The organism is Achromobacter sp. 46006 (assembly GCF_059761975.1).
Window position 1 is genome coordinate 83,819 of record NZ_JCBANN010000008.1, and the last position, 12,424, is coordinate 96,242.

The window sequence follows — 12,424 nt, forward strand, 5'->3', positions numbered from 1 at the left end:
GGATTCCTGAGAGGGAGCGCCATCATAAGCGCAAGCGCGGTCAGCGGGGTTTCGCGCTCTCGAGCGCGGCCAGGCCTTCCTCGGCGCCATCGTGCAGCGGCACCGTCAGGCCGCGCCGGGCGTTGGCGACGTTGACCTGGGCGCCCTGGGCCGAGCCGGCGGCCAGCAGGTCCTGTCCGGTCTGGTAGATCGCGCGCACCACTTGCAGGGCCTCATCGCGAGTCAGGTCCGAGGTGGTCAGCAGCAGCGCGGCGGTACCGATCGTGGCGACCGGCTCGGGCTGGTTCGGGTAGGTCCCGCCGGGAATGGTCAGCGGCATCAGGGCGTTGTCCTGCGCGGCCAGGGCCTGCACCGCCGCGGGATCGAGCGGCAGCAGTTTCAGGCGAGCTTGCGCCAGCGCATCGCGCAAAGGCGTGGCGGGGATGCCGATCACCTGCGCGGCGGCATCGATCGCGCCGCCATAGAGCGCCGGCAGCGAAGCGGTGAACGGGGTCGGAATGGCCTCGTAGTCGCGCCCGGCCTGCAAACCATGCGCCGCCAGCACCGTTTGCAGCGTGGCGCGCACCGCCGACCCTTCGGCGCCAAGCGCGATCTTCTTGCCTTTCAGGTCGCGCACCGTGCGCAAGTCGGCGTCGTCGCGTACGACAATATGCACCATTTCCGGATACAGGCTGCCCAGCGCGCGCAGGGTGGTGAAGGGTCCCTGGGCGGCGAACGGGCCGCGGCCTTCGTAGGCCAGCTTGGCGGTATCGGCCTGGGCCAGCCCGACCACCGCGTCGCCGCTGCGCAGCAAGGCGATGTTTTCGGCGCCGCCGGAGGTGATGAGCGGCGTGACGCGGATCTGGCGTGCCTGGCCGACCGCGCCCAGCGCGCGCGCAAAGGTGACGTATTCGCCGCGATCCGGGCCGCCCGCCAGCGGATAGCCCTGTTGCAGGCGTGCCAGGCGCCCATTGATGCGGGCGACGGAGCGCTCCAGTTCCTGTTGCACCACATGCTGGGCGGTGCTGGACGCGCTGTACGCGACCGAATGAGTGATCTGGTCGAGCGTATCGAGCAGCCGTTGCGTGACCGGCGGGGGCGCGCCGGTGTCGAGCGACGGCGCTTCGGCCGCCTTGAAGCCGGCCGGCGTCACCAGCGTCCAGGTATCGCCGTCCTTGCGGTAGATGGCGCTGGCGTGCGCGACGATCTGGTCGCCGGCCTGGTTGCCGCTGGATTTCACGCCGCTGATGCTGCGCGGACCGGCGCCGAGCAGGGTTACCAATGCTGCCGCGCCGGGCTGGTCCCAGGCGCCCAGGGAGACGTCGCGGGTGACTTCCAACTGCAGATCGTAATAGACCACGCGGCGGGTTTCGCCGGCGGGGGCATTGCTGTCGGTAGCGGAACCCATCCGCTTGAGTTCGCCGATGCGGAACAGGTCCGCGCCATAGGTGGCCGCCAGGCCACGCTCGACGTCGGCGCGCAGGGTGTCGCTGTCGGGCGCGCGGCCGCAGGCGGCCAGCAGAAGGCACAGGGCCAGCAGCAGGAAACGCTTGAACATGTTCACATCCCCCCGACGAATGGCAAGGAGATCAACGAGGTGAGTACGATCACGTTGAGGATGTCCACCAGGAACGCGCCCGTTACCGGCACCACGATGAAAGCCTGCGGCGCGGGGCCATGGCGCCGCGTCAGCGCCTGCATATTGGCGATGGCGGTGGCGGTCGCGCCCAGTGCAAAGCCGCAGAATGCGGCCGACATGATCGCGGCTTCATAGTCGCGCTTGAGCAGGCGGAACACTACCCAGGCCGAATACAGCGCACAGAACAGCATCTGCACCGCCAGGATCAGCGCCAGCGGCCCGGCCAGGCGCGCCACGCTGGTCAGGTCCAGGGTCATCATCGTCATGGCCAGGAACAGGGACAGCGCGATGGTGCCGATGATCTCGGTGGCGCGGTCGTCCAGCTTCAAGCCGAGGCGCGCGCCGCCGTTGCGGATCAGCACGCCGGTCGCCAGGCACCACAGGAAGTTGGGCAGGCTCACCGGCGCGCCTTCCACCAGCGCCGCCAGATAGCCGCCCGCCACCAGGCAGATGAAGGCCGCCGTCATGGAGGTGATGAACGAGGCCGCGCTCGACGGCGGCTGCGCATCGCTCAGGTCCGGCGTCCCATGGCCCGCAGCCGCCCGGCGATCCAGGCTGCCAGCCAGCTTGTGGCGCCGCATCAGCCATTCCGCGACCGGGCCGCCGACCACGCCGCCCAGTACCAGGCCCATGGTTGCCGCGGTCATGGCAAGGGCCATCACGTCCTGGATGTTGTTGACGTCGGCGAAGCGGCTGGCATAGGCCGCGCCCGTGCCGTGCCCGCCGACCAGCGTGATGGTGCCCCCCAGCAGCCCCATCAGCGGATGCATGTCCAGCAACCAGGCCATCCCCAGCCCGACCAGGTTCTGCAGCACCAGGAACGGCACCAGCGCCAGCAGGAAGGCGATCAGGCGCGGTCCGCCCTTGGCCAGCAGTTTCAGGTTCGCCGTCAGGCCGATGCAGCCGAAGAACAGCAGCAACAGGGTCGGCTTGATGCTGGTTTCAAGCGATATGGCATGGCCGCCCCAGGCCGACAGCGCATAGGCGCCGATCGCGAACAGCAGGCCGCCGACAATCGGGTCGGGGATACTGTAGCGGGCCAGCACGCCGATGCGGGTGGTCAGCACGCGACCGATGGCCAGTACCAGGCAGCAGGCCAGCAGGGATTGGACGGGCGAGAGTGAAATCATGGAAACCTTCGCGCCCTGGCGGGACGCAGCGAAGTCAGGCTGTCGGGATGGTTGCCGCCCTGTTTTTCCGGGATCGTGCTCCCATCTTAACGGGGCGCCGGCCATGCGGCACGCGGCAACCACGGGAGGAGGGCGCGGGCCCTCCGGAGTCAGAACGGAAAGGCGCGCGCCATGTAGGTGGCATGCGGCCCGTAACCTTCGAGTTTGGCGGCCAGGCGGCGGTCGCTGGCAGTGACCGGCGCATAACCGTGGCGGGTCCAATAGCCCACGGCCGGGCCCAGCGACACCAGACTGGCGCGGCGCAGCCCAGCCTGTGCCGCGTATCCGGCCGCCGCGCGCAGCAGCGCCTGGCCTACGCCCAGTCCCTGGGCGGCCGGCGCCACCGCGCAGTCGTGCAGGAACCAGTGGTCGGCGGCCGCGGGCAGGGCGGCCAGCGGCGCGTCGAGGCTGGGCGGCAGGCCCGCGTCCCAGGGATACGACACCAGATACCCCAGCAGGCCTTGCGCGGCGGGGCCGCTGGCGGCTTGCGCCACCCAGCAATGCGCCGGCGCCAGCGCCAGCCGGTTCAGGAAGAAACAGGCGCTTTCCAGCAGGAAATCCGGATAGGCGCGGGCCTGGACGTCCAGGATGCCGTCCACGTCGCCGCTCAGCATGGGGCGGACTCGATATTGCATAACTACCCGTGAAAACAAGAGCTTCGCGCATTTTACCGATGCCCGCGAAGGGTTGCGCCGCGCGCTCCAAAAAATGGGGACGTAATAAGGCGACGTTCTCGCACCGCCTCGCCCGAGGCCGGCGCCATCGTTTCCAGAATCGGTCTGCTTTGCCCCTGGTCCGATAGCCGGCGCATTTGATGAAAATTCAACGACGTCTTGCGCATACTGCGCGGCATAGTCTCCCGCATTCCCCTTGCCGAGCATCATGCATATCCAATTCCGGTCCGAGCCCATGGGGCAACCAATGCTGGCCAAACCGCTTCCCGTGGACGCGGTCTGGCGCACGGCTGCCGCCAATGTGCCCTACGACGCTTGCGTCACCTGCGTCATTCCCTGCCTCAATGAATGCGAGAACCTGCGCGTGCTGCTGCCCCTGTTGCGCAGCCGGCTGGCGGCGTTGAGCACCGGCTGGGAGATCATCGTCGCGGATGATGGCAGCACCGACGGCACCGAGGCGCTGATGGCCGAATGGTCGCAATATGACGGGTTCCGCTACGTGCAACTGTCGCGCAATTTCGGCAAGGAGGCCGCGCTCAGCGCCGGCCTGGAAAGCGCCACCGGCGACGTCGTCATCTGCCTGGATGCCGACATGCAGCACCCGCCGGCCCTGATCGAGCAGATGCTGGCGCGCTGGGCCGCCGGGGCCGAAATGGTCTACGCGGTGCGCGAGAGCCGCAGCGATGAATCCTGGATCAAGCGCACCGGCGCCCGCTGGTTCTATAAATTGCTCAGCGGCGCCCGGGGCGTGGATGTGCCGGCCCATGCCGGCGATTTCCGCCTGATGAGCCGCAACGTGGTCGATGCGTTGAACGCCTTGCCCGAGCGCACCCGTTTCATGAAAGGCCTGTACGCCTGGGTCGGCTTCAAGGGCGAAGCGCTGCCTTACACGCCCGACGAACGCATGCATGGTGACAGCCGCTTCGGCGGCATGCGCCTGGCGCGGCTGGCGCTGGACGGCCTGACCGCATTCACCACCTGGCCGTTGCGCCTGGTCAGCCTGGTCGGCGTGCTGTTCGCGGTGTTGGCGATGGCCTACGCCACCTACCTGGTGGTCGATTATCTGGTGTCTGGCAATCCGGTTTCCGGCTGGACCACGATCGTCACCGCCGTCCTGTTCTTCGCCGGCGTCAACCTGATCTCGCTGGGCGTGGTGGGCGAGTACGTCGCCCGCATCTTCGACGAGGTCAAGGGGCGCCCGCTATTCGTGGTGCGTCGCCGCCAAGGGCAGGCCGCCCGTACCGACAAGGTCCCGCATTGATGGACGCCGCCAAGCAAGACCCGGCGCGTTCCAACTGGATCCCGCCGGCAGGACGATTCCTGCTCGCCATCGGCCTCTGGCTGGCCTTCCTGGCCTGGGTGCGCCCCCTGACGCTGCCCGACGAGGGCCGTTACGCCGGTGTCGCCTGGGACATGCTGCGCAGCGGCTCGCACATGGTGCCGCTGCTCGACGGCATGCCGTACTTCCACAAGCCGCCGCTTTATTACTGGCTCACCGAGTTGTCGTTCAGCGTGTTCGGTGTGCATCCCTGGGCCGCGCGCCTGCCGTCGTTGCTGATCGCCTGGGCCGCGCTGGCCGCGCTGTACGGTTTCGTGCGGCGCTACCGGGATGCCGCCACGGCCACGCTGACCGCGCTGGTGCTGGCCACCCTGCCGTTTTTCTACGGCGGCGCCCAGTTCGCCAACCTGGACATGCTGGTGGCCGGCATGATCACGTTGTGCGTGCTGGCGGCGGCCGATGTAGTGCTGCGCCTGGAGCGCGGCCAGGCCTATCGCTGGATGTCGCTGGCGGCCGCGGCGCTGGCCGGGCTGGCGGTGCTGGCCAAGGGGCTCATCGGCCTGGTGCTGCCCGGCGCCATCCTGTTCATCTGGCTGGTGTGGGGCCGCCGCTGGCGCGCGCTGGCCGCGCTGCTGTGGCCGCCGGCGCTGCTGGTGTTCGCCGCCGTGGCCGTGCCGTGGTTCGCGCTCATGCAGATCCGCTACCCCGGCTTTTATGACTACTTCTTCGTCTACCAGCACTTCCAGCGCTTTGCCGCCAGCGGCTTCAACAACGCCCAGCCGTTCTGGTTCTACCTGCCCGTGGTGGTGGGACTGAGCCTGCCCTGGTCGTTGTGGGGCGGAGGGATGCTGCGCAAGGCCTTCTGGGCCGAGGGCCCCCAACGCGACCTGCGGCGCCTGGCGCTGATCTGGTGCGTGGTGGTGGTGGGCTTTTTCTCGCTGCCCAAATCCAAGTTGATCGGCTATGTGGTGCCGGCGCTGCCGCCCCTGGCCTTCCTGCTGGCCGAAGTGATCGTGGCCGCCGGGCGCCAGAAGGCCGATGCCCTGTTCTCGCGCCTGGTGCGGATTTGCGCCGGGGTCGGCGCCGGCATCTGCGTGGTGGCCATCGGCATCGCCGCCCACAGTGCCCGGGGCAGCGCAGGGCCGCTGGCTGCCGTGATCCGGCCGCTGGCGCAGCCGGGCGATACCTATGTCTCGCTGCACACCTACCCGTTCGACCTGGCGTTGTATGCCCAGGCGCCCAAGCCGAGCTGGGTGGTGGATGACTGGCTCAACCCGGAAGTGCCGGTGCGCGACAACTGGCGCAAGGAACTCTACGACGCGGCCAAGTTCGAGCCCGAGATCGGCAAGCAGGTTCTGATCAGTTCGGATGAATTCCACGCCCGGCTGTGCGCGGCGCCCGACGGCGCCCGCTACTGGGTCTGGGGCACCAGATCGGACGCGGGCAGTTACCGTGCCCTGGCCGGCCTGGAACCGGTGGCGACCAGCGTGAAATACGTGATCTGGCGGGTGGTGTCGGACGCCGCCTTCAAGCAGCGGACTTGTGGCGGAACGCCCAAAGCCGGCTCGTGATGAAGGTGGCGAACGCCAGGCCGACCAGGATGAGGGCCAGCAGGATGTCATAGCGCACCGCCGTTACTCGCAGCAACCAGGCGTACGCGGATTCATTGATGATGAAGCCTGCGGCTGAAATGAAGAAGAAACGGCGGGCTGCTATGGTCCAGGGTGTTTTCGAATGTCTGAACGTGAGCCGGTAGTGTCCGCTGAAGGAAACGACGAACGCCACCAGCCAGCCGACCAGGTTGGCCAGCAGCGGCGCGGCGCCGAAGGCCTCCACGCAGGTGACGGCAACGCCCCAATGCGTGGCGGCCGCTGCGCATCCAACGGCGATGAACAGGATGACTTGCTGGACCAGGGCGCGCATGTGGGGCGTGTTGACGAAGAAAGGCGGGGTGAGGATTTGACCAAACGCATAGTGGTTTGCGGTGACGATTTTGGCATGAATGGCGACATTGATGAAGGCATGATCGCGCTTGCCGCGATGGGCCGCGTGAGCGCCGTCAGTTGCCTCTCGCTGGGCCCTACCGTCAGGGCCAATGCCACGCGGCTGGCGGCGCTGGACGTCGACCTCGGCCTGCACGTGAATTTCACCGAGCCGCTTGGCGGCGGGGACGACGCCGACCTGCCTTCGCTGGCGCGCCTGATCCTGCGCGCCTACACCCGGCGCCTGGACGTGGACTGGGTCGACCAGCACCTGGCGCGTCAGTTCGACGCCTTCGAAGCTGCCTTCGGCCGCGCTCCCGATTACGTCGATGGCCACCAGCACGTGCACCAGTTGCCGGTGATCCGCGAGCGCCTGCTGGCCCTGCTCAGGCAACGCTACGCGGCCCGCATGCCCTGGTTGCGCCAGACCGCGCCCGGCATGCTTTGCGGCATTCCGCTGAAGGAATCGCTCAAGGCACGCATCATCGGCGCGCTGGGCGCGGCCGAACTGGGACGCCGCGCGCGCCGCGAGGGCCTGCGCACCAATCGCCGCCTGCTGGGCGTCTATGGCTTCGACGGCGGCAAGCGGCGCTACGCCGATCTGCTGCAGAACTGGCTGTTCAATGCGCGCGATTGCGACCTGCTGATGTGCCATCCGGCCAAGGGCAGCCACGGCGACAGCGCCATGGCGCGCCAGCGCCGCGCCGAATACGAGGTGTTGGCCTGCCCCAAGCTGGGCGATTGGCTGGCCGCCAACGGCGTGCGTATCGCGCGCCTGCCGCGGAACGCCGCGCGTTCGGTGAGCCGTCGGGGCCTGTGCGAGGCACCCCTTAGCGCGGACAGGCCTTAGCGGCCGATTGCGGCTCGCGCGGCAACGCCCGGCCTGTGGCCGGACGCGCTAGGCCTGCGTCAGATTCTGCAGCAGCCAGGCGCCGGCCGGTCCCAGCGGCCGGCGGGTCGACCAGACAGCGTCCACCCGGATCTGGCGCGGCCAGCCCGGCACCGTCAGTTCCACCAGTTGTCCGCCGCCAAAGCGTTGCAGCATCCAACGCGGCAGCTCGGTCCAGCCGAACCCCAGGGTGGCCATTTCCAACAGCATCAGGTAGCCCGGCGCCGACCAGGTCGAATGCGACGACGCGGCTTCCTTGTCATCCAGTTCGTAGGTGCTCAGGCGCAGTTCGCGGGCGGCTTTCAGGTGGTCCCCGGTTACCGCCGGCAGCGCTGCCAGCGGATGGCCACGGCCTGCGCACAACACGATCTCCGACGCCTCGCGCAGCGTTGCGTGGGCCATGTCGGGCGGATAGCTTTCCTGCGCCGCCATCAGTCCCAGGTGGGCGCGGCCCTGCTGCACCAGCGCCACCACATCCTCGTATTCCGCGATCAGGCACTCGAAGCGCAGCGCCGGATAGCGCTGGTCGATCTGGCTGAGCATGGTCTCGAAGGTTTCGGACTGAAACGTATCCGACAGCACCACGGTCAGGCGCGGCTCCAGTCCGGCCGACAGTTGGCTGGCGCTGCGGTTCAGGCGGTCGTTGGCCGCCAGCACCTGCAAGGCCTGGCCCAGCAGCACCTGGCCGGCCTCGGTCAGCGCCGGTTGCCGCTGGCTGCGGTCGAACAGGGCCACGTTCAGGTCGACCTCCAGGTTGGCGATGGTCTCACTGACGGTGGACTGGCTCTTGCCCAGCTTGCGGGCCGCGGCTGAAAACGTGCCTTCGGCGGCCACCTGGGCGAAGGTGGCCAGGGATTCCAGGGAATGGCGCATGTCGGGTGTTGTATCGGATTTTCCGATGGATTCTATCTTTATCGTACCGGAAATATCGTCGAAAATCCCTCGGTCACTGAAACAAACGACCTCAGAGGTGGGTCATGACGCAAGCCAAGAAAACCATCAAAGAGCGCTTCATCCACGCTTTCCTGTTCGAAATCCTCGCCATCGGCCTGTGCGCGCCGGTGGCCGCCTGGGCCATGGGCAAATCGCTGTTCGAAATGGGCGTGCTGACCGCCGTGATCGCCTGGATCGCGCTGGTCTGGAACATGATCTACAACGCCGGCTTCGACCGCCTGGAAAACCGGTTGGGCATCACCCGCAACTTGCGCGTGCGCGTGATCCACGCGTTCGGCTTCGAGCTCGGGCTGATCCTGATCGTGATCCCGCTGGCCGCCTGGTGGCTGAACATCAGCCTGTGGCAGGCCTTCGTGCTGGACATCGCGCTGGTGCTGTTCTACCTGCCGTACGCCTTCTTCTACAACCTGGGCTACGACCGCGCCCGCCCGCGCGTCCTGGCCTGGCTGGCGCGCGGCGCCAAGGACGCCGCCGCCCCGGCCGCGAGCGCTACGCGTCAATCACCTTGCGCGTGAACATCTCCAGGTAGTCCATCAGCGAATCCGCGCCCCGGATGGCGGCCCAGGCCGGTCTGTTCGACCAGATCGGCTTCAGCCACCGTGCTGCCCGGCTGCAATTGCGGGGTGGCGATGATGCTCTCGATCTGGTCGTAGGCGACGTCGGCGGCGTGCCGTTTGGGTTCTGCTCCTGCCATCAACGGTTGGGGGCGCGATGTTTCGCAGGGCAAACAGCAAGTCCCCGGAGCAGGCGCGACGCTTCCAGGGCAGACGATGGGAATCGGGGGGATGATGACGCCGTGTCCTGCCGCGGCTGCCGGCAGGGCCTGCGTCAGCCGGCCTTGCGGCGATATGCGCGGCTGGCGTCCTGGATGAAGGCCTTGACGGCGTCGTCGTACTGCTTGCCGCTGCGGAACGCGCCCGAATGGGTCGCGCCCTCGATCTTGACCAGCCGCTTCAGGTCGGGCGCCACGCTGCGCGCGGCGGCGTAGAGTTCGTCGCTCATGGTGTGCGGCACCACGCGGTCGGCGGTGCCGTGCATAAACAGCATCGGCGTGTGCATGGCGGCCACCTTGTCGACCGAGTCGAATGGTTGCGTCACCAGCAGGTTGGCGCCGGGCACGCGGCCCCACTTCATGGTGGCCAGCATGGCGCTGATGCTGGTGAAGCTGGATTCCACGATCAGGCCGGCGAAATCGGGCTGGCCCGGCCGCGATGCCAGGTCAATGGCGATGGCGCCGCCCAGGCTGTGGCCGTAGACGAAGCGGCGCGCCGGATCCGGTTGCAGGCGGGCCAGTTCCTTCAGGCCGGCCATGGCGTCTTCGAGCGCGCTGGATTCGGACGGCAGGCGCGGCGTCGAGGCGCCGAAACCGCGGTAGTCGATCGCCAGGATCGAATAGCCCTTGCGGGTCCAGCCGTCGATGCGGAAGGCGCTGCCGTTCAGGTTCCAGCGCGCGCCATGCAGATACAGTACGGTCGGCGCATTGGCCTGGGGACTCTGCCAGTACCAGGCTCGGACCTGGTCGCCATTGGCCAGGGCCAGGTCGTAGACCTGCGTTCCCTTGGCGGGTTCGCGCCACCAGGTCTGCGGTTCGGATTGCGGCGAGAAAATGGTCTGGCGCTGCCAGGAGTCGAGCTGCGAGCAGCCGACCACGCTGGCGGCGGCGAGCACGGCGGCGCCGATCAGGCGGCGCAAGGTGAGGCGGGGCAGGGCGGGCATGGAGGATATGACCCGTGCCGACGGACACGGTACCGGCGCCAGCATACAACGGCGGATGTTGGCGGCTCGCGTCAAGCGGTATCCGGATGCATCTCGCGCGCCAGCGCCAGCCAGGCCTGGGCGGCGTGCGACAGATAGCCGCCGCGGCGCCACACCAGGCCCATCTCCCAGTCCGTGCCGGGATCGCGCAGCGGCACCCGCGCCAGGCCTGCATGCCGTTCCTCGTTGGCCTTCAGGCGCGGCAGGAAGGCCACGCCCATGCCCGCCATGACCAGCGCCACGATGAAGTCGATCTGGCCGCTGCGGGCGGCGACCGCCGGCGCGAAGCCGGCCCGCTGGCAGGCGTCCAGGATGACCCGATTGAGCGCGAAGCCGCGCTCGAACAGGATGAAGGGCGCGTCACGCAACTGATCCAGGCCGATGGCCCCGGCCCGCGCGCAGGCGTGGTCGGCGGGCAGCAGCGCGATCAATGGTTCGCGCGCCACCGGTTGCCAGTCGAGCTCGCCGGATTCCGGCCGCAGCGAGGCGGCCAACTCGATCTCGCCGGCCATCACCATTTCCTCGAGCCGATGGCCGCCATGTTCGAGCAGGCTGATCTCGATCTGCGGATAGCGGCTGCGAAAGCGCGCGAACATCGGCGCGAACAGCGCGTTGCTGCCCAGCGGAGGCAGGCCCAGCCGCAGCACGCCGCGCTTCAGGCCGCGCAGCTCGTCCAGCTCGGCGTACAGATCGTCGCGTTCGGCCAACATCCTGACAGCGCGGCGGTAGACGATCTCGCCGGCCTCGGTCAGCCGCGGCGGCTGCGCCTGGCGATCGAGCAGCGGCATGCCGATTTCGTCCTCCAACTGGCGCACGGCCTTGCTGACCGTGGGCTGGGTGGCGAACACGGTTTTGGCCGCCTGGGAAAAACCGCCCTGGCGGACCACCTCCACCAGCGCGCGCAATGGTCGTAGATCCATGGTTATGCCTGATTGGAATGGGTTGGATTCAACAAATTCATTTTATCTATGCCGCGGGCAGGCGTAAAACGTTTCCATCCGCTGGAATCCCTCCCCATGTCTCGCCCACGCCATTCCGTCCTCCTGCGCAGCCTGCTGCGCCGCAGCCGCTTGCTGCAGATCGTCCTCATCACTCTGTTCTCCCTGCTGGGCCAGATGCTGGCCAACGCCGCCGGCCTGCCGGTGCCGGGCGGCGTCATCGGCATGGCGCTGGTGCTGGTTTTGCTGGCTTCGGGCCTGCTGCGGGTGCGCAACGTGCACCGGGGCGCGAGCTGGCTGCTGGGCGAAATGCTGCTGTTCTTCGTGCCCGCGGTGATGTCGCTGCTGGACCACCGCGAATTCCTGGGCGTGCTGGGCGCCAAGCTGCTGGCGGTGATCCTGCTGGGCACGGCGCTGGTCATGGCTGGCACCGCGTTGACGATCGACCTCTGCTACCGCTGGATGAACCGCCATGCGGGCTGAATTCAATCTGCTGTTCTGGCCGCTGGCCACCGTGCTGGCCTATGCCTGCGCGCGCCTGTTCTACCGGCGCTACGCCTATTGGTGGACCTCCACGCTGGTGGTGGCGCCGGCCCTGCTGCTGATACTGGCACTGGTGCTGCATACCGGCTACCGCGACTACATGTCGGGCTCGCACTGGTTGATGATGATGCTGGGGCCCGTGATCGTCGCCTTCGCGTTGCCGCTGTACGAGCAGCGCGCGCTGATCCGTCGCTACTGGCCGGTGCTGGCGGCAGGCGTGGTGGTCGGCAGCGCCATTGCCGGTCTCAGCGCCTGGTCGCTGGGCAGCCTGCTGGGCCTGCCGCCGGATCTGCGGCTGAGCCTGTTGCCGCGCTCGGTTGCCACGCCGTTTGCGGTGGCGGTGTCCTCGCACGTCGGCGGCGCGCCGGACCTGACCGCGGTCTTCGTCATCGTCACCGGGGTGTTCGGCGCGGCCATAGGCCAGTGCATGCGCCGCTGGCTGCCGCTGCGCTCGGCCCTGGCGCGCGGCGCCCTGTTCGGCATGGGCGCGCACGGCGCCGGCACCGCCAAGGCCCGCGAGCTGGCGGCCGAAGAGGGCGCGGTGGCGGGGCTCGTGATGGTGATGGCCGGGCTGTTCAACGTGCTGGTCACGCCCGCCGTGGTGGTCGCATTGCTGGCCTGAT

The 12,424-nt window shown here is 68.2% G+C and carries 14 protein-coding genes; 6 read left to right on the plus strand and 8 right to left on the minus strand.

All coding sequences use genetic code 11. The features are described 5' to 3' along the window. Nucleotides 1-40: 40 nt before the first annotated feature. From AC6LKG_RS06910 to AC6LKG_RS06920, 3 genes are all read right to left on the minus strand, one after another. Complete coding sequence (locus tag AC6LKG_RS06910) at nt 41-1,543, minus strand: TAXI family TRAP transporter solute-binding subunit (protein WP_498163649.1); 1,503 nt, start codon at nt 1,541-1,543, stop codon at nt 41-43. Continuing rightward, the gene (gltS, locus tag AC6LKG_RS06915; protein ID WP_498163650.1) at nt 1,540-2,748 is read right to left on the minus strand and encodes a sodium/glutamate symporter; all 1,209 of its coding nucleotides are present in this window, start codon (nt 2,746-2,748) and stop codon (nt 1,540-1,542) included. The genes AC6LKG_RS06910 and gltS overlap by 4 nt, the downstream gene beginning before the upstream one ends. A gap of 149 nt (nt 2,749-2,897) precedes the next feature. Continuing rightward, entirely contained in the window at nt 2,898-3,401 is a 504-nt protein-coding gene (locus tag AC6LKG_RS06920; RefSeq protein WP_498163651.1) for a GNAT family N-acetyltransferase, read from the minus strand. Between the two features lie 268 nt (nt 3,402-3,669). Between AC6LKG_RS06920 and AC6LKG_RS06925 the strand changes: the two genes are divergently transcribed. Continuing rightward, a complete protein-coding gene (locus AC6LKG_RS06925) occupies nt 3,670-4,722 on the plus strand; it encodes a glycosyltransferase family 2 protein (protein ID WP_498163652.1) in 1,053 nt (350 codons plus the stop codon). After that, the gene (locus tag AC6LKG_RS06930; RefSeq protein WP_498163653.1) at nt 4,722-6,311 is read left to right on the plus strand and encodes a glycosyltransferase family 39 protein; all 1,590 of its coding nucleotides are present in this window, start codon (nt 4,722-4,724) and stop codon (nt 6,309-6,311) included. The genes AC6LKG_RS06925 and AC6LKG_RS06930 overlap by 1 nt, the downstream gene beginning before the upstream one ends. Here the strand turns inward: AC6LKG_RS06930 and AC6LKG_RS06935 are convergent. Next, nucleotides 6,268-6,663, minus strand: coding sequence for a GtrA family protein (locus AC6LKG_RS06935; RefSeq protein ID WP_498163654.1), 396 nt, complete (start codon nt 6,661-6,663; stop codon nt 6,268-6,270). The two genes, AC6LKG_RS06930 and AC6LKG_RS06935, sit on opposite strands and share 44 nt — an antisense overlap. Before the next feature lie 36 nt (nt 6,664-6,699). Here AC6LKG_RS06935 and AC6LKG_RS06940 point away from each other — a divergent pair, with 36 nt between their 5' ends. Continuing rightward, nucleotides 6,700-7,572 carry a ChbG/HpnK family deacetylase gene (locus AC6LKG_RS06940; RefSeq protein WP_498163655.1) on the plus strand — a complete coding sequence of 291 codons (873 nt, stop codon included), beginning with the start codon at nt 6,700-6,702 and terminating at the stop codon, nt 7,570-7,572. Between the two features lie 48 nt (nt 7,573-7,620). Here AC6LKG_RS06940 and AC6LKG_RS06945 read toward each other — a convergent pair whose 3' ends face one another. Next, a complete protein-coding gene (locus AC6LKG_RS06945; RefSeq protein ID WP_498163656.1) occupies nt 7,621-8,484 on the minus strand; it encodes a LysR family transcriptional regulator in 864 nt (287 codons plus the stop codon). Between the two features lie 104 nt (nt 8,485-8,588). Here AC6LKG_RS06945 and AC6LKG_RS06950 point away from each other — a divergent pair, with 104 nt between their 5' ends. Further along, the gene (locus tag AC6LKG_RS06950; RefSeq protein ID WP_054432717.1) at nt 8,589-9,080 is read left to right on the plus strand and encodes a multidrug/biocide efflux PACE transporter; all 492 of its coding nucleotides are present in this window, start codon (nt 8,589-8,591) and stop codon (nt 9,078-9,080) included. Here AC6LKG_RS06950 and AC6LKG_RS06955 read toward each other — a convergent pair. The 3 genes from AC6LKG_RS06955 to AC6LKG_RS06965 form a co-directional block, all read right to left on the minus strand. Beyond that, nucleotides 9,062-9,259 carry a hypothetical protein gene (locus AC6LKG_RS06955; protein WP_498163657.1) on the minus strand — a complete coding sequence of 66 codons (198 nt, stop codon included), beginning with the start codon at nt 9,257-9,259 and terminating at the stop codon, nt 9,062-9,064. The genes AC6LKG_RS06950 and AC6LKG_RS06955 overlap by 19 nt on opposite strands. Nucleotides 9,260-9,393: 134 nt before the next feature. Continuing rightward, entirely contained in the window at nt 9,394-10,281 is an 888-nt protein-coding gene (locus AC6LKG_RS06960) for an alpha/beta hydrolase (protein ID WP_498163658.1), read from the minus strand. Nucleotides 10,282-10,352: 71 nt separating this feature from the next. Further along, the gene (locus AC6LKG_RS06965; protein ID WP_498163659.1) at nt 10,353-11,240 is read right to left on the minus strand and encodes a LysR family transcriptional regulator; all 888 of its coding nucleotides are present in this window, start codon (nt 11,238-11,240) and stop codon (nt 10,353-10,355) included. 96 nt (nt 11,241-11,336) lie between these two features. Between AC6LKG_RS06965 and AC6LKG_RS06970 the strand changes: the two genes are divergently transcribed. Then, the gene (locus AC6LKG_RS06970; RefSeq protein ID WP_498163660.1) at nt 11,337-11,741 is read left to right on the plus strand and encodes a CidA/LrgA family protein; all 405 of its coding nucleotides are present in this window, start codon (nt 11,337-11,339) and stop codon (nt 11,739-11,741) included. After that, entirely contained in the window at nt 11,731-12,423 is a 693-nt protein-coding gene (locus AC6LKG_RS06975) for an LrgB family protein (protein ID WP_498163661.1), read from the plus strand. Before AC6LKG_RS06970 ends, AC6LKG_RS06975 begins: the two co-directional genes overlap by 11 nt. Nucleotide 12,424: the final 1 nt, after the last annotated feature.

Excerpts from the sequence above, each read along its gene's own strand:
- AC6LKG_RS06920 (WP_498163651.1), bottom strand. The coding sequence starts at position 3,401 with ATGCTGAGCGGCGACGTGGACGGCATCCTGGACGTCCAGGCCCGCGCC.
- AC6LKG_RS06930 (WP_498163653.1), top strand. The coding sequence starts at position 4,722 with ATGGACGCCGCCAAGCAAGACCCGGCGCGTTCCAACTGGATCCCGCCG.
- AC6LKG_RS06950 (WP_054432717.1), top strand. The coding sequence starts at position 8,589 with ATGACGCAAGCCAAGAAAACCATCAAAGAGCGCTTCATCCACGCTTTC.
- AC6LKG_RS06935 (WP_498163654.1), bottom strand. The coding sequence starts at position 6,663 with ATGCGCGCCCTGGTCCAGCAAGTCATCCTGTTCATCGCCGTTGGATGC.
- AC6LKG_RS06960 (WP_498163658.1), bottom strand. The coding sequence starts at position 10,281 with ATGCCCGCCCTGCCCCGCCTCACCTTGCGCCGCCTGATCGGCGCCGCC.
- AC6LKG_RS06965 (WP_498163659.1), bottom strand. The coding sequence starts at position 11,240 with ATGGATCTACGACCATTGCGCGCGCTGGTGGAGGTGGTCCGCCAGGGC.
- AC6LKG_RS06945 (WP_498163656.1), bottom strand. The coding sequence starts at position 8,484 with ATGCGCCATTCCCTGGAATCCCTGGCCACCTTCGCCCAGGTGGCCGCC.
- AC6LKG_RS06925 (WP_498163652.1), top strand. The coding sequence starts at position 3,670 with ATGCATATCCAATTCCGGTCCGAGCCCATGGGGCAACCAATGCTGGCC.
- AC6LKG_RS06970 (WP_498163660.1), top strand. The coding sequence starts at position 11,337 with ATGTCTCGCCCACGCCATTCCGTCCTCCTGCGCAGCCTGCTGCGCCGC.
- gltS (WP_498163650.1), bottom strand. The coding sequence starts at position 2,748 with ATGATTTCACTCTCGCCCGTCCAATCCCTGCTGGCCTGCTGCCTGGTA.
- AC6LKG_RS06955 (WP_498163657.1), bottom strand. The coding sequence starts at position 9,259 with ATGGCAGGAGCAGAACCCAAACGGCACGCCGCCGACGTCGCCTACGAC.
- AC6LKG_RS06975 (WP_498163661.1), top strand. The coding sequence starts at position 11,731 with ATGCGGGCTGAATTCAATCTGCTGTTCTGGCCGCTGGCCACCGTGCTG.